Below are 23,105 nucleotides of genomic sequence, written 5' to 3' on the forward strand. Positions count from 1 at the left end.
ACCGATTGGGGGCAAACGTGTCTGCTGAAGTCCAAATGATCAATCCGGCCGCGGCGAACGCGGCAACCAATCGCCGCGACGCGGAACACGGCGACGCGACGGGCCAGGAATTCCTCGTGTTCACGCTCGGTGACGAGGAATACGGGATCGACATCCTGAAAGTGCAGGAAATCCGCGGCTACGACAGCGTCACGCGCATCGCGAACGCGCCCGAGTTCATCAAGGGCGTGATCAACCTGCGCGGGATCATCGTGCCGATCGTCGACATGCGGATCAAGTTCCACCTGGGCCGCGTCGAGTACGACCACCAGACCGTCGTGATCATCCTGAACGTGTCGAACCGCGTGGTCGGGATGGTCGTCGACGGCGTGTCGGACGTGCTGACGCTGCAGACCGACCAGATCATGCCGGCGCCGGAGTTCGGCGCGACGCTGACGACCGAGTACCTGACGGGCCTCGGCACGGTCGACGGCCGGATGCTGATCCTGATGGACATCGAGAAGCTGATGTCGAGCCGGGAAATGGCGTTGATCGAGACGCTCGGCGGGTAAGCGCGCCGCGCGCGCAGCAATTTCGGGAGAATCTGCAATGTTGCATAACTGGTCGATCCGCACGACGCTCACGGCGGTCGGACTCATCCTCGTGTGCCTGACCGCCGCGGTCGGCGGGCTCGGCCTCTACGCGCTGAATCACGCGAGCCGCTCGCTCGACGAGATCGCGCACGTCGACCTGCCGGCGATCCATACGCTCGACGACACGGCCGCGCACCTGCTGCGCTCGCGCGTGGCGCTCGACCGCTTCCGTACGCTGACCGAAGCCGGCAATGCGGCCGAGGCCGCGAAGGTGCTCGAGCGCGCGCAGGCGCTGTATGCGAAGTCGAACCAGAACTGGCAGGCATTCCAGTCGACGCCGAAGCCCGGTATCGAGCAGGCGCTCGTCGACGAGCTCACCGCACGGTATACGACGATCGTGAAGGAAGGCGTCGAGCCCGAATTCGCCGCGGCGCGCGCGGGCGACATGGCGGCGTATCACGCGATCGCCGACACGAAGATCAGCCCGATGTTCGTCGCGTTCGACCAGACGGCGGCGGCCGTGATCGCGGCGCTGCAGAAGCGCGCGGAAGAACGTCAGGCCGAGACGCAGTCGCAGATCTCGATGATGATCGCGCTGATCGCGGCCGGCATCGCGATCGCGTTCGTCGTCGTGATCGCGATCCGCTTCGCGCTGCGCGGGCTGATCGTCAAGCCGCTGGAAGACGCGATCGCGCACTTCGAGCGCATCGCCGGCGGCGATCTCACGCAGCCGGTGAGCGTGTTCAGCACCAACGAGATCGGCCGCCTGTTCGGCGGCATCAAGCGGATGCAGGACGCCGTCACGACGATGGTGCAGGCCGTGCATCGCGGCACCGAGTCGATCGACGTCGGCGCGCGCGAGATCGCGACCGGCAACACCGACCTGTCGCAGCGCACCGAGGAGCAGGCCGCATCGCTGCAGGAAACCGCGTCGAGCATGGAGCAACTGACGGGCACCGTGCGACAGAACGCGGAAAACGCGCGGCAGGCGAGCCAGCTCGCGGTGAATGCGTCGGATATCGCGATGCAGGGCGGCGAGGTGGTCGGCCAGGTCGTGTCGACGATGCAGGACATCGCGGCGAGCTCGGGCAAGGTCGTCGACATCATCGGCACGATCGAAGGCATCGCGTTCCAGACCAACATCCTCGCGCTGAATGCGGCGGTCGAAGCGGCGCGGGCCGGCGAGCAGGGCCGCGGCTTCGCGGTGGTCGCGGGCGAGGTGCGCTCGCTCGCGCAGCGCAGCGCGAGCGCCGCGAAGGAAATCAAGCAGTTGATCGGCGATTCGGCCGAGAAGGTCGACAGCGGCTCGGCGCTCGTCGCGCGCGCCGGTTCGACGATGGACGAGATCGTGCAGGCCGTGCGCCGCGTGACCGACATCATGGGCGAGATCAGCGCCGCGTCCGACGAGCAGTCGACCGGCATCGAGCAGGTCAACCGCGCGGTCGGCCAGATGGATGCGGTCACGCAGCAGAACGCGGCGCTCGTCGAGCAGGCGGCCGCCGCGGCCGCGTCGCTCGAGGAGCAGACGCGCCAGATGAAGGCGATCGTGTCGGGCTGGCGCGTCGCGGGCGGCATCGCGCTCGCGCCGGCGCGCGGCGTCGCGCGGCCGGTCGCGCACGAACCGGCCGCGCTGCCGTCGGAATCGCGCGGCCACGCACCGGTCGCCGCGCTGCCGGCGCCGCAGGCGGCGACCCAGCCGGCGGCGCGCCGCGCCGCGCCGGCGTCGCGTGCGGCTGCCGCAGTCGCCGCCCCCGAACCGAAGCGCGAGGCCGATGCCGCCGCGCGTACGCAGAAGGACGCAGCGGCTTCCCGCGGCGCCGCCGCGGCGGGCGGTTACGGCCCGCGTCTCGCGAAGACGGCTGCACCGGCGGACAAGCCGGCCGCGAAACCCGCGCTCGTGCGCCCGGCGCTGAACGGCGAGAAGCCGGCGCTGGCGGCCGCCGGCGCGTCCGACGACGACTGGGAGACCTTCTAAACCATGTCGCACGCGCGCGCGCCGTTTCGACCCGATGCACCGGATGCCTCGCCTCGCGCGGGCGAGCCGGGGCGCGACTTCGCGTTCACCGGCGCGGATTTCGCCCGCATCCGCGCGCTGATCCACCAACGCGCGGGCATCTCGCTGTCCGAGCACAAGCGCGACATGGCCTACAGCCGTCTCGCGCGACGGCTGCGGGCGCGCGGCCTCGACACGTTTCGCGACTACCTCGACCTGCTCGAGCAGGAAGACGATCCGCTCGAGTGGGAAGCGTTCACCAACGCGCTGACGACCAACCTGACCGCGTTTTTCCGCGAGGCGCACCATTTCCCGATCCTGTCCGAGTTCGTGAAAGCGCGGCCGGCGCCGGTATCGGTCTGGTGCTCGGCGGCGTCGACCGGCGAGGAGCCGTACTCGATCGCGATCACGCTGATCGAGGCGCTCGGCGAAACGGCTGCGCGCAGCGCGTCGATCCTCGCGACCGATCTCGACACGCAGGTGCTCGCGAAGGCCGAAGCCGGCATCTACACGTACGACCAGGTCAAGCACCTGTCGCCGGAGCGGCTGAAGCGCTTCTTCCTGAAGGGCACGGGCGCGCAGGCCGGCCGCGTGAAGGTGCGCCCCGAGCTGCGCGCGATGATCCGCTTCGAACAGTTGAACCTGACCGATGCGGACTACGGGATCGCGAAGCCGTTCGACGCGATCTTCTGCCGCAACGTGATGATCTATTTCGACAAGCCGACGCAGGGGCAGGTGCTGTCGCGCTTCGAGCCGCTCGTGAAGCCGGGCGGGCTGCTGTTCGCCGGCCATTCGGAGAACTTCACGTACGTGACGCAGGCGTTCCGGCTGCGCGGGCAGACGGTGTACGAACTGACGCGCGACGCCGCGCAGGGCGCACGGCCGCGCGGCGCGCCGGCGAGCGCGGCGAGCGCGATGCCGTCGCGCGCGCGCGACGCGGGCGGTGCGCTCGCCTATGGAGAGCGCGGATGAGCGCACTGCCGATCGCGACCAATCGCTACTTCGACAACCACTTCGAGCGCCCCGGCGTGAAGCTGTTGCCGAACGAGTTCTACACGACGGCCGAGGACATGGTGCTGATGACCGTGCTCGGCTCGTGCGTCGCCGCGTGCCTGCACGACCCGTACGCGGGCATCGGCGGGATGAACCACTTCATGCTGCCGGACGACGGCGCCGATCCGGGCGCGGCCGCGTCGGAATCGATGCGCTACGGCGCGTATGCGATGGAAGTGCTGATCAACGAGCTGATCAAGGCCGGCGGGCGCCGTGAGCGCATCGAGGCGAAGGTGTTCGGCGGCGCGGCCGTACTGGCCGGGATGACGACGATCAACATCGGCGATCGCAACGCGGATTTCGTGCGCCGCTACCTCGCGCTCGAGCGCATCCGCATCACCGCGGAAGACCTGCAGGGCGTGCATCCGCGCAAGGTCGCGTTCATGCCGCACAGCGGGCGCGCGATGGTGAAGAAGCTGCGGCTGCAGGTGCCGGGCGTGACCGAGCGCGAAGCCGCGCTCGCGCGCGAGGCCGATCGCGCCCGCGCCGCGCGCACGCGTGCGCACGTCGAGCTGTTCGCCGCGAAGCGGCCTGCGCCGCCGCAACCGGCGCGCCCGCGCATCGAGCTGTTCGGCGCGCGCGGCGCCGCACCGGCCGGCAGCGGCGGCGGCGCGCGGACGGCGAACCCGCGTGCCGGGAGCCCGGGCGCCCAGTACGCGGCGACCCAATCAAGAAAGCAGGAGGCATGACCGCAGTGCAGAAGATCAAAGTGTTGTGCGTCGACGATTCGGCGCTGATCCGCAGCCTGATGACCGAGATCATCAATAGCCAGCCCGACATGACGGTGTGCGCGACCGCGCCCGATCCGCTCGTCGCGCGCGAGCTCATCAAGCAGCACAACCCGGACGTGCTCACGCTCGACGTCGAAATGCCGCGCATGGACGGGCTCGACTTCCTCGAGAAGCTGATGCGCCTGCGGCCGATGCCGGTCGTGATGGTGTCGTCGCTGACCGAGCGCGGCTCGGAAATCACGCTGCGCGCGCTCGAACTCGGCGCGGTGGATTTCGTCACGAAGCCGCGCGTCGGGATTCGCGACGGGATGCTCGACTACGCGGAAAAGCTCGCCGACAAGATCCGCGCGGCGTCGCGCGCGCGCGTGCGCCAGGCGCCGCAGCCGCAGGCCGCCGCCCGCACGGCGGACAGCGCCGCGGCCGCGCCGATGATCAACAACCCGCTCGTCAGTACCGAGAAGCTGATCATCATCGGCGCGTCGACGGGCGGCACCGAGGCGATCCGCGAAGTGCTGACGCCGCTGCCGCCCGACGCACCGGCCGTGCTGATCGCGCAGCACATGCCGCCGGGCTTCACGAAGTCGTTCGCGCAGCGGCTGAACGGCCTGTGCCGGATCGCGGTGAAGGAAGCCGAGCACGGCGAGCGCGTGCTGCCCGGCCATGCGTACATCGCGCCGGGCCACGCGCACCTGTTGCTCGCGCGAAGCGGCGCGAACTATATTGCGCAGCTGTCGGACGAGCCGCCGGTGAACCGGCACCGCCCGTCGGTCGACGTGCTGTTCCGCTCGGCGGCGACGCACGCGGGCAAGAACGCGATCGGCGTGATCCTCACCGGGATGGGCCGCGACGGCGCGGCCGGCCTGCTGGAAATGAAACGCGCGGGCGCTCACACGTTCGCGCAGGACGAAGCGAGCTGCATCGTGTTCGGGATGCCGCGCGAGGCGATCGCGCTCGGCGGCGCGGACGAGGTCGCGCCGCTCGCCGACATGAGCCGCCGCGTGATGGCGCGCCTGGCGACGATGGGCGACCGCGTGCAGCGCGTGTGAAGGGAATGTCACGGGGCGCGTGCCACGATACGCGTCCCGACGGAAACGAATCTGGAAAGGAACGACGATGGACAAGAGCATGAAAATCCTGGTGGTGGACGATTTCCCGACGATGCGCCGGATCGTCCGCAACCTGCTCAAGGAACTGGGCTACACGAACGTCGACGAAGCCGAGGACGGCGCGGCCGGCCTCGCGCGGCTGCGCGGCGGCGGCTTCGACTTCGTGATCTCCGACTGGAACATGCCGAACCTCGACGGCCTCGCGATGCTGAAGGAAATCCGCGCGGACGCGACGCTCACGCACCTGCCGGTGCTGATGGTCACGGCCGAGTCGAAGAAGGAGAACATCATCGCGGCCGCGCAGGCCGGCGCGAGCGGCTACGTCGTGAAACCGTTCACGGCCGCGACGCTCGACGAGAAGCTGAACAAGATCATCGACAAGATGGCGAAAGCCGGGAGCTGACGTGAACGAGCCGATCCATGCGGCGCTCGCCGGCGCGGGGTTCAGCGCCGACAGCCATCCAGAAGGCGCCGACTTCCCGAGCGACCGCATTCTCGCGCGCATCGGCCAGGTCACGCGCACGCTGCGCGATTCGATGCGCGAGCTCGGGCTCGACAAGCACGTCGAGCGCGCGGCGGAAGCCGTGCCCGACGCGCGCGACCGGCTGCGCTACGTCGCGACGATGACCGAGCAGGCCGCGGTGCGCGTGCTGAATGCGATCGAGATCGCGAAGCCGATGCAGGAGCGCGTGCAGAACGAGGCCGAGGCGCTTGACGCACGCTGGGCGCAGTGGTACGCCGCGCCGATCGAGCACGCGGAAGTGCGTGAGCTGATGGACGATACGCGCGCGTTCCTGCGCGCGTTGCCCGAGTCGACGTCGGCGACCCGCGCGCAACTGCTCGAGATCATGCTCGCGCAGGATTTCCAGGATCTGACCGGGCAGGTGATCAAGAAGATCATGGACATGGTCTACCTGATCGAGCAGCAGCTCCTCACCGTGCTCGTCGAGAACATCGCGCCGGAGCGGCGCGAGCAGTTCGCGGCCACCGCGGCCGCGCTCGCGGCCGAGCAGATGAGCGCGACCGGCAGCCCCGAATCGCTGCTGAACGGCCCGCAGATCGCGCCGGAAGGCAAATCCGACGTCGTCCAGGACCAGGGGCAGGTCGACGACCTGCTCGCGAGCCTCGGCTTCTGATCCTGCCGCGGCGCATCCGCGCGCCCCGTTCCGCGGGCCGCCCGATGCGTGCATTCCCCGTCCCCGCCTCGTTTTTCCGTGCGCGCCGCCCCTGCGCGGCGCGGCGTGATCCTGCGTCGAATTGACACTTGGCCACACTCCGCAGGCATACTACGCGTCAGCAGCAACGTAGCATCATCCGTAAGATTCATAAGTTGGCAGGCGGCGTGGGCCGATGGCGGCGCCGTCGGCAACGAAGCCAGTCCCGTGGGGGGGAACGTGAAGCTGAAACGCTTGGGCTGGACCGTCGCGCATGCGACGGCTGCAATGGGTGTGCTGTGGGCCGTCCACGCACACGCGGAACTGGGCGGCGCGCCGATGTCGCCGCCGGCGGACGATCAGGCCGCCACCGTGCGTGCGCTGCAGCGCGCGATGCGCTCGGCGGACGGCGTGCAGACGAGCACGGCCGCTTATACCGTCCGTGAGATCACGCTCGGATCGGGCACCGTCATTCACGAATACACGTCGGCCGCCGGCAGCGTGTTCGGCCTCGCGTGGCGCGGGCCGACGATGCCGGATCTCGCGTCGCTGCTCGGCAGCTATTTCCCGCAGTACACCGCCGGCGTCGAGGCCGCGCATCGGGCGCGCGGCTGGCGCGCGCCGGTGGCCGTCGAGACGAGCGGCCTCGTGATCCGGACGGGCGGCCACATGGGCGCCTTCTCCGGCCAGGCATGGCTGCCGTCGGCGCTGCCGGCCGGCGTGGCCGGCACCGATATCCAGTGACAGCGGGAGAGCGATCTTGAGCATTCCTCGTACATTCAAGCGCTGGCTCGGCATGCTGGGCCTCCTCGCCGCAACGGCCGCGCTCGTGACGGCATGCGGCGGCGGCGATGGCGGCGGCGGTTCGGCCAACAACGGCAACACCGGCGGCAATGGCTCGGGCGGGTCCGACGGCAACAGCGGCAACACGGCCGTCATCACGGTCGGCGCGGGCGCCGCGAACGTGATCAACATCCCGACCATCAGCGTGAAGGTCTGCGTGCCGGGCACGTCGAACTGCCAGATCGTCAACAACGTGCTCGTCGATACCGCGTCCTACGGGCTGCGGCTCGTAGGCAGCGCGGTGGCGGGCGTGCACGACAGCCTGCCGCAGGTGACGAGCGGCGGCGCGCCGGTCGCCGAATGCGGCAAGTTCGTGTCGAGCTACACGTGGGGGTCGGTGCGCACCGTCGACCTGTCGATCGGCGCCGAGCAGGCGAGCGCGCTGCCCGTGCAGATCATCGGCGACCTCGGCACGACGAACGTGCCGAGCTCGTGCACGAACGGCGGCGCGTCGGCCAACTCGACCGGCGCGCTCGGCGCGAACGGGATCCTCGGCATCGGGCCGGCGCCGTACGACTGCGGTACGACCTGCGCGACGTCGACGTCGACGAGCAACAACTACTACGCGTGCCCGAACGGCGACAACGCGAGCTGCACGGTCGCGCTCGTGCCGCTCGCGCAGCAGGTGGCCAACCCGGTGCATCGGTTCGCGAACAACGACGGCGTGAGCGTGCAGATGCCCGACATCTCGCCCAGCGGGCAGGCGAGCGCGACCGGCACGCTGACGTTCGGCCTGCCGAACCTGAGCGGCAAGACGGTGATGACGTCGACCACGACCGGCGACGTCAGCGCGACGTTCCAGGGGCGCAACGTGACCGCGTTCTTCGATACGGGCTCGAACGCGTATTTCTTCAACGATTCGACGTCGACGTCGACGCCGTGCTCGCGGAACACGGAGTTCTACTGCCCGTCGACCACGACCCCCTACTCGGCCACGCTGAGCGGCCAGAACGGCGCGTCGGGCACCGTGTCGATGACGGTCGCGAACGCGGATTCGCTGTTCTCGAACCCGTCGACGTTCGCGTTCAACGACATCGCGGGCCCGTTCGGCTCGTCCAACTGGCTCGACATCGGCATGCCGCACTTCTACGGCAAGACGATCTACTTCGGGATGGACAAGACCGCGAGCGGCGGCGCGCAGCCGTTCGTCGCGTTCTGACGCGGCACGGCCGGACGCAGGAACGAGGGGGCGAGCGATCGCCCCTTTTTTATTCCGGCGTGCCGGGCGGGCGCTACGAACCGGATCGCTGCCAGGCGCCGGCATAGCGCCTACGATGTAAGACCGGCACCGGTGCCGGCACGACATCGAGGAGACAACGCCATGAACTCGCGTATCCAGCGCATCACGCCGTTCCTGTGGTTCGACCGCGACGCCGAGGCGGCGGCCGCTTTCTACGTATCGGTGTTCGACAACGCGCGCATCGTGCACGTCGCGCGCTACGGCAAGGCCGGCGCGCACGCGTCCGGCAACGCCGAGGGCGCGGTGATGACCGTGGCGTTCGAGCTCGACGGGCAGGCGTTCGTCGCGTTGAACGGCGGCCCCGTGTTCCAGATGACGCCGGCCGTGTCGTTCGTCGTCAACTGCCGCGACCAGGACGAGATCGACCATTACTGGACGCGCCTGTCCGAAGGCGGGGACGAGCGCGCGCAGCAATGCGGCTGGCTGCGCGACCGCTTCGGCGTGTCGTGGCAGGTCGTGCCCGTGCAGATGGCCGAACTGATGACGGGCGACCCGGCCCGCGCCGAGCGCGTGATGGCGCAGGTGATGACGATGAAGAAGCTCGATCTCGACGCGCTGCAGCGCGCGGCGGCAGGCGAATCCGCTTAGGCCGCCCAGGTCTTGCAGGTCGTTCGGGCCGGCGGCCGCCGGCCTGTCGCGACGCGCGGGGCCCGAAGCCCCGAAGCCCGAAGCCCGAAGCCCGAAGCCCGAAGCCCGAAGCCGGAGACCCGAGACCCGAGACCCGAGACCCGAGACCCGAGACCCGAGACCCGAGACCCGAGACCCGAGACCCGAGACCCGAGACCGCCCCCGACTCCCGGCCCCATTGCGTCCGGCCCCGTTTCCCCCGTCTTTCCCGCCCGTCGTTTCACCGTTCCCCGTCGCATTACGCCGCGGCCGCTCCGCTTGCGACCACCGCGTCGCCATACGCCGACCGGACCGTTTTCCGCCGCGCGTCGCATCGTTGCGGCCCCGATCCGACAGCGTTTGCGGCGGCTCGCCCGATTCCCCGAAATACCCCCCTTTCCCGGCTTTGCTCGACCGATCGGCGTTTGACGCCTCCATGAATAATCGGTGTCACTGGAAAGCGGCATTCCGCCGTACCCGACCGGAGGCCCCGTGGCAGACGAGAGCGATCTCGACAAGACCGAAGCCGCCACTCCCAGGCGCCGCGAGAAGGCGCGCGAGGAGGGGCAGGTCGCGCGTTCGCGCGAACTGGCTTCGTTCGCGCTGCTCGCGGCGGGGTTCTACGGCGCATGGCTGCTCGCAGGCCCGTCGGGCGGCCATCTGCAGGCGATGCTGCGCGGCGCGTTCACGTTCGATCGCGCGACCGCGTTCGACACCAACCGGATGCTGTCGGCGGCCGGCAGCGCGAGCCTCGAAGGCTTCGCCGCGCTGCTGCCGCTGCTCGCGCTCACCGGCGTCGCCGCGCTGCTCGCGCCGATGGCGCTCGGCGGCTGGCTGATTTCGCCAAAGACGTTCGAGCTGAAGTTCGACCGCCTGAACCCGATCTCGGGCCTCGGCCGGATCTTCTCGATCCAGGGACCGATCCAGCTCGGGATGTCGATCGCGAAGACGCTGGTCGTCGGCGGGATCGGCGGCATCGCGATCTGGCGCAGCAAGGACGAACTGCTCGGTCTCGCGACGCAGCCGCTCGGCGCCGCGCTGCCCGATGCGCTGCATCTGGTCGCCGTGTGCTGCGGCACGACGGTCGCCGGGATGCTGGTGGTCGCCGGGCTCGACGTGCCTTACCAACTCTGGCAGTACAACAAGAAGTTGCGCATGACGAAGGAAGAAGTGAAGCGCGAGCATCGCGAGAACGAAGGCGATCCGCACGTGAAGGGGCGGATCCGCCAGCAGCAGCGCGCGATCGCGCGCCGCCGGATGATGGCGGCCGTGCCGAAGGCCGACGTGGTCGTCACGAACCCGACGCACTTCGCGGTCGCGCTGCAATACACGGACGGCGAGATGCGCGCGCCGAAGGTCGTCGCGAAGGGCGTGAACCTCGTCGCCGCGCGCATCCGCGAGCTCGCGGCCGAACACAACGTGCCGCTGCTCGAAGCGCCGCCGCTCGCGCGTGCGCTGTATCACAACGTCGAACTCGAGCGCGAGATCCCCGGCTCGCTGTACTCGGCGGTCGCCGAAGTGCTCGCGTGGGTGTACCAGCTCAAGCGCTTCCGTTCGGAAGGCGGCGCGTTCCCGGCGGTGCCGGTCGATCTCGACGTGCCGGCCGAACTCGACAAGGGCGCGTCAGTGTCCGCCGACGACGAGCGCGAAGAAGCCGAAGACACGCTCGGCAAGCAAGGGAACGCGGCATGAGCACCCCGACCACCGGCCTGTTCGCGAAGCGCCCGAACCCGTTCGCGGGCACGAACCTGCGCGCGCTCGCGGGCCCGATCCTCATCTGCATGATCCTGGGGATGATGATCCTGCCGCTGCCGCCGCTGCTGCTGGATCTGCTGTTCACGTTCAACATCGCGCTGTCCGTGATGGTGCTGCTCGTCAGCATGTACACGATGAAGCCGCTCGACTTCGCGGCGTTCCCGAGCGTGCTGCTGTTCTCGACGCTCCTGCGCCTGTCGCTGAACGTCGCGTCGACGCGCGTCGTGCTGCTCGAAGGGCACACCGGGCCGGACGCGGCCGGCCAGGTGATCGAGGCGTTCGGCCACTTCCTCGTCGGCGGCAACTTCGCGGTCGGCATCGTGGTGTTCGTGATCCTGATGATCATCAACTTCATGGTGATCACGAAGGGCGCGGGGCGGATCGCCGAAGTGTCCGCGCGCTTCACGCTCGACGCGATGCCCGGCAAGCAGATGGCGATCGACGCCGACCTGAACGCGGGCCTCATCAACGAGGAACAGGCGCGCAAGCGGCGCCTCGCGGTATCGCAGGAAGCCGAGTTCTACGGGTCGATGGACGGCGCGTCGAAGTTCGTGCGCGGCGACGCGATCGCCGGCCTGATCATCATGGCGATCAACGTGATCGGCGGGCTGATCGTCGGGATGGTCCAGCACGACATGTCGTTCGCCGCGGCCGGCACCAACTACACACTGCTGACGATCGGCGACGGCCTCGTCGCGCAGATCCCGTCGCTCGTGATCTCGACCGCGGCCGGCGTGATCGTGTCGCGCGTCGCGACCGACGAGGACATCGGCACGCAGATCACCGGCCAGTTGTTCACGAACCCGCGCGTGCTGAACATCACCGGCGCGATCATCGCGCTGATGGGGCTGATCCCCGGGATGCCGCACTTCGCGTTCCTCGCGCTCGGCGGCGGCGCGATCTGGCTGGCGCGCACGCAGACCCGGCGCGCGGCGGCCCGCAAGGCGGCCGGCGACGTGACCGACATCGCGCCGCCCGCCGTGCTGCCGGCCGACAGCCACGAAGCGACCTGGGACGACGTGCAGCTGATCGACCCGCTCGGCCTCGAAGTCGGCTATCGGCTGATTCCGCTCGTCGACAAGAACAGCGACGGCGAGCTGCTCAAGCGCATCAAGAGCATCCGCAAGAAATTCGCACAGGAAATCGGCTTCCTGCCGCCGGTGATCCATATCCGCGACAACCTCGAACTGCGGCCGAACGCGTACCGGATCGCGCTGAAGGGCGTCGAGATCGGCGTCGGCGAAGTGTTCCCGGGCCAGTGGCTCGCGATCAACCCGGGCCAGGTGACGGCCGCGCTGCCGGGCGCCGTCACGCAGGATCCCGCGTTCGGGCTGCCGGCCGTATGGATCGACGTCGCGCTGCGCGAGCAGGCGCAGGTGTACGGCTACACGGTGGTCGACGCGAGCACGGTCGTCGCGACGCATCTGAACCATCTCGTCGTCCAGCACGCGGCCGAGCTGCTCGGCCGCCAGGAAGTGCAGGCGCTCGTCGAGCGCACCGGCAAGGACGCGCCGTCGCTCGTCGAGGATCTCGTGCCGAAGACGATCTCGCTCACGACGCTGCAGAAGGTGCTGCAGAACCTGCTCGAGGAGGGCGTGCCGATCCGCGACATGCGCACGATCCTCGAGGCCGTGTCCGAGCATGCGGGCCGCGGCGACGCGTACGAGATCACGGCCGCGGTGCGGCTCTCGCTCGGCCGCGCGATCACGCAGCAGTGGTATCCGGGCGCCGGCGAAATGCAGGTGATGGGCCTCGACGCCAATCTGGAGCGCGTGCTGTCGCAGGCGCTCGCCACCGGCGCGAACCCGGGCCTCGAACCCGGCCTCGCGCACAACCTTCTGACCGGCACGCAGCAGGCGATGCTGCGTCAACAGAATCTCGGGCTGCCGCCCGTGCTGCTCGTGCAGCACGCGCTGCGCGCGATGCTCGCGCGTTTCCTGCGCCGCAGCCTGCCGCAATTGAAAGTGCTGTCGTATGCCGAAGTGCCGGACACGCGCACGATCAAAGTCGTTAACGTCATCGGGGGTTCCGCTTGAACATTCGCAAATTCACCGGCGCAACGAGCCGCGACGCACTTCGTCTCGTGCGCGAGGCGCTCGGCGCCGACGCGGTCGTGCTGTCGAACCGCACGCTCGATGACGGCAGTGTCGAAATCGTTGCACTCGCCGATTCGGATCTTGCCGCGGTGGCGCCGCCGGCCGCGCGTCCGCGTCTCGCGACGTCGCGCCAGCCGGAATCCGTGCCGGCCGCCGCGGTGCCGGGCATCGTGTCGCGCCCGGGCATCGCGCCGCGCCCGGCCGTCAATCCGTATGCGGCGGGCGCAGGCGGGCTGCCGGACGTGTTCTCGTCCGTGTTCGGCGCGAGCGCCGACGCGCAGGAGGCCGACGTGCACGCTTCGTCGATCGATGCGGACGAGCCGGCGGCGGCGTCTTCGATCGCGGCGGCGACTGCCGGTACGCCCACCGCCGGTACGCCGGCCGCCGGCGCCCCGGCCGCTCCTTCCGAACCCGCGCCGTGGCTGGTCGAGCACGCGAAGCGCCTGACGCAGCAGCGCGACGCGTTGATGGCCCGCGCGCAGGCGCCGGCCGAGCCGCGGGCGAGCGCGCCCGCGCCGCAAGCCGCGGCCGGCGCGACCCCGCACGACTGGGCGCGCGACATCGTGCGCGACGCGGAACGCCGGATGCCGGCCGCCGGAGCGCCGGCCGCCGGTTCGCCGGCCGCCACGAAGCGCGCCCCCGACACGGGCGTTGCGTACGCCGGCAAGGCGACGGAGCGCGCGCGGCTGTCCGCGGACACGGCCGCCGCGGTGGCCGATGCGGTGAAGTCGCGCATCGAGCGGATCGTCAACGACACCGTGATGCAGGAGCTCGGCGAGCTGCGCGGGATGATGGCGGAGCAGTTCGACAGCCTGATGTGGCACGACCGCCAGCGTCGCAGCGCCGTTCACGGCGCGCTGACGAAGCACCTGTTCGCGGCCGGCTTCTCCGCGCAGCTCGTGCGGATGCTGGTCGACAACCTGCCGTCCGGCGACGGCGCGCAGACTTTCGAGCAGGCCGCCGAATGGGCGCAGTCGGTGCTCGCGTCGAACCTGCCGGTGCTCGACAGCGAGGACGCGCTGATGGAGCGCGGCGGCGTGTTCGCGCTGATGGGGCCGACGGGCGTCGGCAAGACGACCACCACCGCGAAGCTGGCGGCGCGCTGCGTGATGCGCTTCGGCGCGAGCAAGGTCGCGCTGCTGACCACCGACAGCTACCGGATCGGCGGCCACGAGCAACTGCGCATCTTCGGCAAGATTCTCGGCGTGCCGGTTCACGCGGTGAAGGATGCGGGCGACCTCGCGCTCGCGCTGTCCGAGTTGCGCAACAAGCATATCGTGCTGATCGACACGATCGGCATGAGCCAGCGCGACCGCGCGGTGTCCGACCAGATCGCGATGCTGCACGGCGCGAACGCGCCGGTGCAGCGCCTGCTGCTGCTGAACGCGACGAGCCACGGCGACACGCTGAACGAAGTCGTGCAGGCGTACCGCAGCGCGGGCGAGCATCCGAACCTGGCCGGTTGCATTCTCACGAAGCTCGACGAGGCGACCCACCTCGGCGGCGTGCTCGACACGGTGATCCGCTACAAGCTGCCGGTCCACTACGTGTCGACCGGCCAGAAGGTGCCGGAGAACCTGTACGTCGCATCGACCCGATTCCTGCTGAAGAGCGCGTTCTGTGTGCCGCGCGACGGCTCGCCCTTCGTGCCGCAAGACGAGGACATGCCGACGCTGCTTTCCGCACTGACCGCACGTTCCACCGCCGAGCTGCACGAGGTGCGATTTGGATAAACGGATCATCGACCAGGCAGAAGGGCTGCGGCGCCTGCTGGCCGGGCGCGCGTCGCGCATCGTCGCGGTGACGGGCGGCCCGGCGGGCGTCGGCTGCACGTCCACCGTGGTGAACCTCGCGGCGGCGCTCGCGTCGCTCGGCAAGGACGTGCTCGTCGTCGACGAGCGCGCCGACGTGCATTCGGCCAGCGCGACGCTCGCCGGCGCGTGGCTGCGCGACGGCGAACGCACGCGGGTGGCGGCCGGCTTCGGCCTGTGCGGCGCCGCGCGGCTCGCGCGCGCCGGCTACAGCGACGCGCAACTGAGCGACTTCATCGACGGCCCGGCCGACATCGTCCTCGTCGACGCGCAGCTCGGCGCCGACGGCTCGTTCTCGGCGCTCGCGCGCGAAGCCCACGACGTGCTGGTCGTCACGCGGGTCGCCGCGCAGGCGATCACCGAGGCGTACGCGTGCATGAAGCGGCTGCATTTCGCGCACGCGTTCGCGCAGTTCCGCGTGCTGACCAACCAGGTCGGCAGCCACGCGGACGCGAAGACGGCCTTCGACAATCTCGCGGGCGTCGCGAGCCGCTACCTGACCGTATCGATCGCCGACGCGGGCTGCGTGAGCGCCGATCCGCTCGTCGAGCACGCCCGCGAACTGATGCATGCGGTGGTCGACGCGTTCCCGTCGTCGGCTGCCGCGCGCGACTACCGGCAGATTGCCGCCGACCTGTTGTACTGGCCGATGCGCCCGCGTTCGGGCGCGGGCCGCGCGGTCCACGCCGGCGGCAAGCCGTCGTACGAGGCGGGCGCGGCACACGCCGCGTGAGCGCCACCCGAAGGAGGGAGCCATGATGTACAACGCTCAAGGAAAGATGTCCCAGGCCGACGTGCTCGCGCAATACGCGCCGCTCGTGCGCCGCCTCGGGCTGCAGCTCGTCGCGAAGATGCCGGCGAGTGTCGATCTCGACGACCTGATCCAGGCCGGCATGATCGGCCTGATGGACGCGGCCGGCCGCTACAAGGAAGACCAGGGCGCGCAGTTCGAGACCTACGCGACGCAGCGCATCCGCGGCGCGATGCTCGACGAGCTGCGCAGCAACGACTGGCTGCCGCGCAGCCTGCGCAAGACGTCGCGCGAGGTCGAGCACGCGGTGCACCAGGTCGAGCAGCACCTCGGCCGCTCGGCGAGCGAGACCGAGATCGCGCAGCACCTGAACATGCCGCTCGACGAATACCAGGGGATGCTGCAGGACCTGCACGGCAGCCAGCTCATCTACTACGAGGATTTCGACCGCGCCGCCGACGACGAGCCGTTTCTCGACCGCTATCGCGTCGATCACGCCGATCCGCTGTCGGCGTTGCTCGACGAGCACCTGCGCGAGGCGCTCGTCGAGGCGATCGAGCGGCTGCCGGAGCGCGAGAAGCTGCTGATGTCGCTGTACTACGAACGGGGTCTGAATCTGCGCGAGATCGGCGCGGTCCTCGAGGTGAGCGAATCGCGCGTGTGCCAGTTGCACAGCCAGGCCGTTGCGCGCCTGCGTGCGCGGCTGCGCGAACAGGCGTGGGTCGGCGCGGAGTCCTGACCCTTTGGAACGGCCGCGCGCGCCGACGCCGCGCGCCCGTGCCGCGGTTGCTCGGCGCTTGCGCATTTCGCGCGCCGATTTGCTACAATCCCCTCCGTTTTCCGAGGAGCGTTGCGACGGACCATCCAGCGTCCGCCAGGCTCGGAAGGCTTCACCAAGCAGCCGTGCAGCGATTTTTTCGCTGCCGGCCCCGCTTCCTGAACGGCGCTCACGTCACCAATCTAGAAACTTTTTAGAAAGGAGGGCGTGATGAACGCCATTATCGATTCCAAGGCTTCCCACGATTACGTCGTCGCCGACATGGCGCTGGCCGGCTGGGGCCGCAAGGAACTGAACATCGCCGAGACCGAAATGCCGGGCCTCGTGCAGATCCGCGACGAATACAAGGCGCAGCAGCCGCTGAAGGGCGCGCGCATTGCCGGTTCGCTGCACATGACGATCCAGACGGGCGTGCTGATCGAGACGCTGAAGGCGCTCGGCGCGGACGTGCGCTGGGCGTCGTGCAACATCTTCTCGACCCAGGATCACGCGGCGGCCGCGATCGTCGAAGCCGGCACGCCGGTGTTCGCGTTCAAGGGCGAATCGCTCGACGAATACTGGGAGTTCTCGCACCGCATCTTCGAATGGCCGAACGGCGAATTCGCGAACATGATCCTGGATGACGGCGGCGATGCCACGCTGCTGCTGATCCTCGGCTCGAAGGCCGAGAAGGACCGTTCGGTGATCGCGAAGCCGACCAACGAGGAAGAAGTCGCGCTGTACAAGTCGATCGCGGCGCACCTCGACGTCGACGCGAACTGGTACTCGAAGCGCCTCGCGCACATCAAGGGCGTGACCGAAGAAACCACGACCGGCGTGCATCGCCTGTACCAGATGGAAAAGGACGGCCGCCTGCCGTTCCCGGCGTTCAACGTGAACGATTCGGTCACGAAGTCGAAGTTCGACAACCTGTACGGCTGCCGCGAGTCGCTCGTCGACGGCATCAAGCGCGCGACCGACGTGATGATCGCGGGCAAGGTCGCGGTCGTCGCGGGCTACGGCGACGTGGGCAAGGGTTGCGCGCAATCGCTGCGCGGCCTGGGTGCGACCGTGTGGGTCACCGAAGTCGATCCGATCTGCGCGCTGCAGGCGGCGATGGAAGGCTACCGCGTCGTGACGATGGAATACGCGGCGGACAAGGCCGACATCTTCGTGACGGCGACCGGCAACTACCACGTGATCAACCACGATCACATGAAGGCGATGCGTCACAACGCGATCGTCTGCAACATCGGCCACTTCGACTCGGAAATCGACGTCGCGTCGACGCGCCAGTACCAGTGGGAAAACATCAAGCCGCAGGTCGACCACATCATTTTCCCGGACGGCAAGCGCGTGATCCTGCTGGCCGAAGGCCGCCTCGTGAACCTCGGCTGCGCGACCGGCCATCCGTCGTTCGTGATGTCGAACTCGTTCGCGAACCAGACGCTCGCGCAGATCGAACTGTTCACGCGCGGCGAGCAGTACGAGAACAAGGTGTACGTGCTGCCGAAGCATCTCGACGAAAAGGTCGCGCGCTTGCACCTGGCGCGCATCGGCGCGAACCTGTCGGTGCTGTCGGACGAGCAGGCCGCGTACATCGGCGTGCAGAAGGACGGCCCGTTCAAGCCGAACCACTACCGCTATTGATGCGCTGCCGCCGCGCCGTGCGCGCCCGTTGCGGGCGCACGGCGCGGCGGCGCTCACCGATCGTACCGATCGACAACCGAACCGGAGCCCTCCATGAGCGTCATCCTCACCTGGGTCATCAACGCGCTCGCGTTGCTGATCATCACGTACCTCGTGCCGTCGATCCACATCAAGAGCTTCGGCACCGCGCTGATCATCGCGGTCGTGCTCGGGCTGATCAACACGGTGATCCGGCCGGTGCTGATCCTGCTGACGCTGCCCGTCACGATCGTCACGCTCGGGGTGTTCATCCTCGTCGTGAACGCGTTGTGCTTCTGGTTCGCGTCGTCGCTGCTGAAGGGCTTCGAGGTGTCGGGGTTCTGGTCCGCGTTCTTCGGTTCGATCCTGTACAGCATCGTGTCGTGGCTGCTGTCCGCCCTGATCTTCGGCCAGCGCGACATCGGCTGAGGGCGGGCGGCCGCAGGCCCAACCCCATCGAATCATGAAACCGATCGAACTCTCGTTTGAATTCTTCCCGCCGAAGACGGCGGACGGCGTCGACAAGCTGCGCGCCACGCGCGCGCAGCTGCTGCCGCTGAAGCCGAAATTCGTCTCCGTGACGTTCGGCGCCGGCGGATCGACGCAGCAGGGCACGCTCGATACCGTGCTCGACATGCAGAAGGACGGCCTCGAGGCCGCGCCGCACCTGTCGTGCATCGGCTCGTCGCGCGACAGCCTGCGCGCGATTCTCGACCAGTACCGCTCGCACGGCATCCGGCACATCGTCGCGCTGCGCGGCGACCTGCCGTCGGGGATGGGCGCGGTCGGCGAGCTGCGCTATGCGTCCGAGCTGGTCAGCTTCATCCGCGCCGAGCATGGCGACTGGTTCCACATCGAGGTCGCCGGCTACCCGGAGTACCACCCGCAATCGCGTTCGCCCGCAGCCGATCTCGAGAACTTCGCGCGCAAGGTGAAAGCCGGCGCGAATTCCGCGATCACGCAGTATTTCTTCAACGCGGATGCGTATTTCCGCTTCGTCGACGATGCGCGCAAGCTGGGCGTGGACGTGCCGATCGTGCCGGGCATCATGCCGATCACGAACTTCTCGCAGCTGATGCGCTTCTCCGAGATGTGCGGCGCCGAAGTGCCGCGCTGGGTCGCGCGCCGGCTCGAAAGCTTCGGCGACGATCGCGAGTCGATCCGTGCGTTCGGCGCGGACGTCGTCACGAGCCTGTGCCAGCGCCTGATCGACGCGGGCGTGCCGGGGCTGCACTTCTACACGCTGAACGCAGCGGCCGCGACGCGGACGATCTGCGAGCGGCTCGCGGTGTAAGCACCGTCACGCGGTTGCATGCGCAACGGCCCCGCCGGTTCGTGCCGGCGGGGCTTTTTTTATCGTGGCGCGTGGCGCAAACGTGCGCGCGTCAGCGCTGCGCCTGCATCAGCGGCGGGCGGCGGTCGAACCACGGCCGCGCCTGTTCGAGCTGCCGCGCGAGCCGGAGCAGCAACGCGTCGTCGGCATGGCGCGCGGCGAACTGCACGCCGATCGGCAGCCCGCGCGCATTCCAGTACAGCGGCACCGACATCGCCGGCTGGCCGGTCAGGTTGAACAGCTCGGTGCAGCCGGCCCACGCGAACGCCTTCTCCGACGACTTCGCGAGCATTTCCTTCAGCAGCGGTTTCACCGGCAGCGCGGCGAGCAGCTTCATCTGCGCGGATTCGAACGGCGTCGGCTGCAATTCGCCGATCTTCACCGGCGGCCCGGCGAGCGACGCGCACAGGATCGCGTCGTAGCGCGACACGAGGCCGGCGACCTGCACGGTGAGCTGGCGCTGCCATTCGAGCACGTCGGGCAGCCGCGTGCGCGCGAGGCGGCGACCGACCACGGCCATCGCCCAGGTCGCGGCCTCGAACTCGCCGCGCCGCGGCGTGCGACCGGTCAGTTCGCGCGCGCCGAGCACCATGTCCTCGGCGATCGTCGCCCACAGCGTCAGGAAGGTTTCGGCCGCGCGCGCGTAGTCGATTGGCAGCGTCGCCGGCTCGACGTGATGGCCGAGCGATTCGAGCAGCGCGGCCGCATCGTCGAGCGCCGCGCGCGTGTCGTCGGCGAGCGCCGGCGCGAGCATCGGATCGACGACGAGGCCGATCCGCAGCGGGCCGGGCGGCGTATCGAGCGCGCCGAGGAAGGTGCCGGGCGCGCCGGGCGGCAGTGTCTGGCCGGTCGTCACGTCGAGCAGCAGCGCACTGTCGCGCACGCTGCGCGACACCGCGTGCTGGACGACGAGTTCGCCGTTCGACGGCAGGTCGACGAGCACCGGGTTGCGGCTCGGCTTCAGGCCGAACAGCCCGCAGCACGACGCCGGAATGCGGATCGAGCCGCCGCCGTCGGACGCATGCGCGAGCGGCACGATGCCGGCCGCGACGGCTGCCGCCGCGCCGCCGCTCGAACCGCCGGGCGTGTGATCGAGGTTCCACGGGTTGCGGCACGCACCGAACAGTTCCGGTTCCGTGTACGGCATCTGGCCGATCTCGGACGTGTTGGTTTTGCCGAATACGTTGAGGCCCGCCGCGCGGCTGCGGGCGATCACCGGCGAATCGTCGGCCGGCACGAAGTAACGGTAGTGCCGGCTGCCCATCGACAGCGGCAGCCCGGCGACCGCCGCGCCGAGATCCTTGACGAGATACGGGACGCCCGCGAACGGCGCGTCGGCGCCTGGCTCGGGCGCGGCCGCCGCCCGCTGGCGCGCGGCTTCGTAGTCCTGCAGCACGATCGCGTTGATCGCGCCGTTGACCGCTTCGGCCTGGCCGATCGCGGCGTCGAGCAGTTCGCGCGGGCTGGCGCGGCGCTCGCGCACGAGCGCGGCGAGGCCGATTGCATCATGCGCGAGATAGTCCGAGTGCATCGCGTTCACCCCCGTTGTCACGCGTGGCGATGGTGCGAGCATAACGCGGGCCCGGCGTGGCGGGCCCGCGGCCGTGTCTTTTTTAGAGGTGCTCGGCGAGGAAGGTCAGCGTGCGGCCGTGCGCGAGCGCCGCCGCGCGCTGGTTGTACGAGGCGCGGTCCGTGCAGTTGAAGCCGTGCTCGGCGCCCGGGTACACGTGGAACGACGCATCGCTGTGGCCGGCGAACGCGGCCTTCACCTGGTCGACGGCGGTGAGCGGAATGGCGTGGTCGTTTTCCGCGTAGTGGAACAGGATCGGCTGCTTGATCTGGCCGGCGAGATCGAGCGCGTTGTGGATGCCGCCGCCGTAATAGGACACCGCCGCGTCGAGCTTGCCGGTCGCCGCCGCGCGGTACGCGAGCTGGCCGCCGAAGCAGTAGCCGATCGCGGCGAGCTTGCCGCCCACTTCGGGGCGCGCGCGCAACGCGTCGGCCGCCGCGCCGATGTCCGCGACCGCGAGACCCACGTCGGTCTTCTTCATCAGCTCGATGCCCTTGTCGCGATCCGCGCCGTCGTAGGTCAGCTCGACGCGCGGCTGCGTGCGCCAGAACACGTCCGGCGCGAGCGCGACGAAGCCGTCGGCCGCATACTGGTCGGCGACCGAACGGATGTGTGCGTTCACGCCGAAGATTTCCTGGATGATGATGACGGCAGGGCCCCTGCCGCGCTTGGGCAGTGCAAGATAGCCGCCGAAGCTGTCGTTACCGGTCGGGATGTCGATCCATTGGGCAGTCACGTTTTGAACTCCTGGCGTACGGGGTGCGCGAGGCGCCCCGGGGAATGAATGGAGGGCGGCCTAGTGTGCCACCGATCGTCCGGTGCTGCAGCGCGCGCGGCCGCTTCTCGCGCAGCGATCGTTTCGATCTCGATTATTCATTTTTCGGCGCCGGCCGGCTTCGATACAGTCGATGTGTCGGCCTTTACAAAGCGCTTTCGCGCATCGTCTTCGAAGGATTCGCCATGTCTGCCCGCTCGTTTTCCACGCCCTTTTCCGAACGCTTCGGCCTGCGCCTGCCGCTCGTGCAGGCGCCGATGGTCGGCGCGACCACGACCGCGATGGTCGCGGCCGCGTCGAACGCCGGTGCGCTCGGCAGCCTCGGCGCCGGCGCGCTCGCGCCCGAACGTATCGAAGCCGAAGTCGCCGCGATCCGCGCGGCGACCGATCGCCCGTTCGCGATCAACCTGTTCGTGCTGCCCGATGAAGCCGCGCCCGACGCGGCGACCGTCGCGCGCGCGCTGGCCGCAATCGATCCGCTGAACGCCACGCTCGGCTTGCCGCCGGGCACGGCGCCCGCGCGCTACGCGCCCGATTTCCGCGCGCAGCTCGATGCGCTCGTTGCGCTGCGCGTGCCGGTCGCGAGCTTCACGTTCGGCGTGCTCGACGCGGCCGACGTCGCACGCCTGAAAGCCGCCGGCACTTATGTGATCGGCACCGCGACGCACGTGGCCGAAGGGCTCGCGTGGCAGGCGGCCGGCGCCGACGCGATCTCCGCGCAAGGCGCCGAGGCGGGCGGCCATCGCGGCACCTTCATCGGTTCCGCCGCCGATGCGTTGATCGGCACGCTCGCGCTCGTGCCGCAGCTCGTCGACGCGACGGGCCTGCCCGTGCTCGCCGCGGGCGGGATCATGGACGGCCGCGGCATCGCGGCCGTGCTCGCGCTCGGCGCGCAGGCCGCTCAACTCGGCACCGCGTTCCTCACGTGCGCGGAAAGCGCGATCGCGGCGGACTGGAAGGCACGGCTGCTCGCGAGCGCCGACACGTCGACGCAGGTCACGCGCGCGATCACCGGCCGTCATGCACGCGGGCTGCGCAACGCGTTGATGGCGCGGCTCGGCGAGCACGTCGCGGACGCCGCACCGTATCCGATACAGAACGCGCTGACCCAGCCGCTGCGCCAGGCCGCCGCGCGCGCGAACGACGGCGACTACCTGTCGCTGTGGGCCGGACAGGGCGCGCCGCTCGCGCGGCGGCGCGGCGATGCGCTGACGACGTCGCAACTGGTCGCCGCGCTCGACGCGGAATGGCGTGCAGCGGCCGCCTGAACGCTGCTTCATCCGCCAGAACG

21 protein-coding genes and 1 riboswitch are annotated in these 23,105 nt (G+C 69.5%); of the genes, 19 read left to right on the forward strand and 2 right to left on the reverse strand.

Going from position 1 to position 23,105, the window contains the following annotated elements:
• Positions 1-35: 35 nt before the first annotated feature.
• The 18 genes from cheW to metF all read left to right on the forward strand — a co-directional run bounded on the left by cheW (position 36) and on the right by metF (position 19,430).
• The gene (cheW, locus tag WS54_RS14005) at positions 36-551 is read left to right on the forward strand and encodes a chemotaxis protein CheW (RefSeq protein WP_034209579.1); all 516 of its coding nucleotides are present in this window, start codon (positions 36-38) and stop codon (positions 549-551) included.
• Between the two features lie 37 nt (positions 552-588).
• Complete coding sequence (locus WS54_RS14010) at positions 589-2,547, forward strand: methyl-accepting chemotaxis protein (RefSeq protein ID WP_059780383.1); 1,959 nt, start codon at positions 589-591, stop codon at positions 2,545-2,547.
• Between the two features lie 3 nt (positions 2,548-2,550).
• Complete coding sequence (locus WS54_RS14015) at positions 2,551-3,537, forward strand: CheR family methyltransferase (protein WP_059780382.1); 987 nt, start codon at positions 2,551-2,553, stop codon at positions 3,535-3,537.
• Entirely contained in the window at positions 3,534-4,307 is a 774-nt protein-coding gene (gene cheD, locus WS54_RS14020; protein WP_059780381.1) for a chemoreceptor glutamine deamidase CheD, read from the forward strand. Before WS54_RS14015 ends, cheD begins: the two co-directional genes overlap by 4 nt.
• A complete protein-coding gene (locus tag WS54_RS14025) occupies positions 4,304-5,395 on the forward strand; it encodes a protein-glutamate methylesterase/protein-glutamine glutaminase (RefSeq protein ID WP_034209575.1) in 1,092 nt (363 codons plus the stop codon). The genes cheD and WS54_RS14025 overlap by 4 nt, the downstream gene beginning before the upstream one ends.
• A 67-nt stretch (positions 5,396-5,462) precedes the next feature.
• Positions 5,463-5,858 (forward strand): chemotaxis response regulator CheY, encoded by a 396-nt coding sequence (cheY, locus tag WS54_RS14030; protein WP_006754880.1) that lies wholly within the window; start codon positions 5,463-5,465, stop codon positions 5,856-5,858.
• Position 5,859: 1 nt separating this feature from the next.
• Positions 5,860-6,591, forward strand: coding sequence for a protein phosphatase CheZ (gene cheZ / locus WS54_RS14035; protein WP_059780380.1), 732 nt, complete (start codon positions 5,860-5,862; stop codon positions 6,589-6,591).
• A 258-nt stretch (positions 6,592-6,849) separates the two neighbouring features.
• Positions 6,850-7,353 (forward strand): DUF2844 domain-containing protein, encoded by a 504-nt coding sequence (locus WS54_RS14040; RefSeq protein WP_034209573.1) that lies wholly within the window; start codon positions 6,850-6,852, stop codon positions 7,351-7,353.
• A gap of 16 nt (positions 7,354-7,369) precedes the next feature.
• Positions 7,370-8,611 (forward strand): DUF3443 family protein, encoded by a 1,242-nt coding sequence (locus tag WS54_RS14045; RefSeq protein WP_059780379.1) that lies wholly within the window; start codon positions 7,370-7,372, stop codon positions 8,609-8,611.
• A 162-nt stretch (positions 8,612-8,773) separates the two neighbouring features.
• Positions 8,774-9,280: a VOC family protein gene (locus WS54_RS14050; protein ID WP_059780378.1), complete on the forward strand. Its 507-nt coding sequence runs from the start codon at positions 8,774-8,776 to the stop codon at positions 9,278-9,280.
• 510 nt (positions 9,281-9,790) lie between these two features.
• Positions 9,791-10,990, forward strand: a complete 1,200-nt coding sequence (gene flhB / locus WS54_RS14060; RefSeq protein ID WP_034209570.1) for a flagellar biosynthesis protein FlhB — start codon at positions 9,791-9,793, stop codon at positions 10,988-10,990.
• On the forward strand, positions 10,987-13,089 hold the full coding sequence (gene flhA, locus WS54_RS14065) for a flagellar biosynthesis protein FlhA (RefSeq protein ID WP_034209569.1): 2,103 nt from the start codon (positions 10,987-10,989) through the stop codon (positions 13,087-13,089). Before flhB ends, flhA begins: the two co-directional genes overlap by 4 nt.
• Positions 13,086-14,882, forward strand: coding sequence for a flagellar biosynthesis protein FlhF (gene flhF / locus WS54_RS14070; protein ID WP_059780377.1), 1,797 nt, complete (start codon positions 13,086-13,088; stop codon positions 14,880-14,882). Before flhA ends, flhF begins: the two co-directional genes overlap by 4 nt.
• Positions 14,875-15,693 (forward strand): nucleotide-binding protein, encoded by an 819-nt coding sequence (locus WS54_RS14075; protein WP_027806797.1) that lies wholly within the window; start codon positions 14,875-14,877, stop codon positions 15,691-15,693. Before flhF ends, WS54_RS14075 begins: the two co-directional genes overlap by 8 nt.
• Before the next feature lie 22 nt (positions 15,694-15,715).
• A complete protein-coding gene (locus WS54_RS14080) occupies positions 15,716-16,450 on the forward strand; it encodes an RNA polymerase sigma factor FliA (protein WP_006484033.1) in 735 nt (244 codons plus the stop codon).
• A gap of 97 nt (positions 16,451-16,547) precedes the next feature.
• Positions 16,548-16,667: riboswitch (S-adenosyl-L-homocysteine riboswitch) on the forward strand.
• 32 nt (positions 16,668-16,699) lie between these two features.
• A complete protein-coding gene (gene ahcY, locus WS54_RS14085; protein WP_059780376.1) occupies positions 16,700-18,118 on the forward strand; it encodes an adenosylhomocysteinase in 1,419 nt (472 codons plus the stop codon).
• Between the two features lie 93 nt (positions 18,119-18,211).
• A complete protein-coding gene (locus WS54_RS14090) occupies positions 18,212-18,565 on the forward strand; it encodes a phage holin family protein (RefSeq protein WP_006477367.1) in 354 nt (117 codons plus the stop codon).
• A 34-nt stretch (positions 18,566-18,599) separates the two neighbouring features.
• Positions 18,600-19,430 (forward strand): methylenetetrahydrofolate reductase [NAD(P)H], encoded by an 831-nt coding sequence (gene metF / locus WS54_RS14095; RefSeq protein ID WP_034209566.1) that lies wholly within the window; start codon positions 18,600-18,602, stop codon positions 19,428-19,430.
• Positions 19,431-19,521: 91 nt separating this feature from the next.
• Here metF and WS54_RS14100 read toward each other — a convergent pair whose 3' ends face one another.
• Both WS54_RS14100 and WS54_RS14105 read right to left on the reverse strand, forming a co-directional pair.
• Positions 19,522-21,000 carry an amidase gene (locus tag WS54_RS14100; RefSeq protein ID WP_059780474.1) on the reverse strand — a complete coding sequence of 493 codons (1,479 nt, stop codon included), beginning with the start codon at positions 20,998-21,000 and terminating at the stop codon, positions 19,522-19,524.
• 82 nt (positions 21,001-21,082) lie between these two features.
• Positions 21,083-21,775 carry a dienelactone hydrolase family protein gene (locus tag WS54_RS14105; protein ID WP_059780375.1) on the reverse strand — a complete coding sequence of 231 codons (693 nt, stop codon included), beginning with the start codon at positions 21,773-21,775 and terminating at the stop codon, positions 21,083-21,085.
• Positions 21,776-21,999: 224 nt separating this feature from the next.
• Between WS54_RS14105 and WS54_RS14110 the strand changes: the two genes are divergently transcribed.
• On the forward strand, positions 22,000-23,082 hold the full coding sequence (locus WS54_RS14110; RefSeq protein ID WP_059780374.1) for an NAD(P)H-dependent flavin oxidoreductase: 1,083 nt from the start codon (positions 22,000-22,002) through the stop codon (positions 23,080-23,082).
• The last annotated feature ends 23 nt before the right edge of the window (positions 23,083-23,105 follow it).

The organism is Burkholderia sp. NRF60-BP8, assembly GCF_001522585.2.
Lineage (GTDB): Bacteria > Pseudomonadota > Gammaproteobacteria > Burkholderiales > Burkholderiaceae > Burkholderia.

Coding starts and splice junctions, on each gene's coding strand:
- cheW (WP_034209579.1), top strand. CDS start 36: ATGATCAATCCGGCCGCGGCGAACGCGGCAACCAATCGCCGCGACGCG.
- WS54_RS14010 (WP_059780383.1), top strand. CDS start 589: ATGTTGCATAACTGGTCGATCCGCACGACGCTCACGGCGGTCGGACTC.
- WS54_RS14015 (WP_059780382.1), top strand. CDS start 2,551: ATGTCGCACGCGCGCGCGCCGTTTCGACCCGATGCACCGGATGCCTCG.
- cheD (WP_059780381.1), top strand. CDS start 3,534: ATGAGCGCACTGCCGATCGCGACCAATCGCTACTTCGACAACCACTTC.
- WS54_RS14025 (WP_034209575.1), top strand. CDS start 4,304: ATGACCGCAGTGCAGAAGATCAAAGTGTTGTGCGTCGACGATTCGGCG.
- cheY (WP_006754880.1), top strand. CDS start 5,463: ATGGACAAGAGCATGAAAATCCTGGTGGTGGACGATTTCCCGACGATG.
- WS54_RS14050 (WP_059780378.1), top strand. CDS start 8,774: ATGAACTCGCGTATCCAGCGCATCACGCCGTTCCTGTGGTTCGACCGC.
- flhA (WP_034209569.1), top strand. CDS start 10,987: ATGAGCACCCCGACCACCGGCCTGTTCGCGAAGCGCCCGAACCCGTTC.
- WS54_RS14080 (WP_006484033.1), top strand. CDS start 15,716: ATGATGTACAACGCTCAAGGAAAGATGTCCCAGGCCGACGTGCTCGCG.
- ahcY (WP_059780376.1), top strand. CDS start 16,700: ATGAACGCCATTATCGATTCCAAGGCTTCCCACGATTACGTCGTCGCC.
- WS54_RS14090 (WP_006477367.1), top strand. CDS start 18,212: ATGAGCGTCATCCTCACCTGGGTCATCAACGCGCTCGCGTTGCTGATC.
- metF (WP_034209566.1), top strand. CDS start 18,600: ATGAAACCGATCGAACTCTCGTTTGAATTCTTCCCGCCGAAGACGGCG.
- WS54_RS14100 (WP_059780474.1), bottom strand. CDS start 21,000: ATGCACTCGGACTATCTCGCGCATGATGCAATCGGCCTCGCCGCGCTC.
- WS54_RS14110 (WP_059780374.1), top strand. CDS start 22,000: ATGTCTGCCCGCTCGTTTTCCACGCCCTTTTCCGAACGCTTCGGCCTG.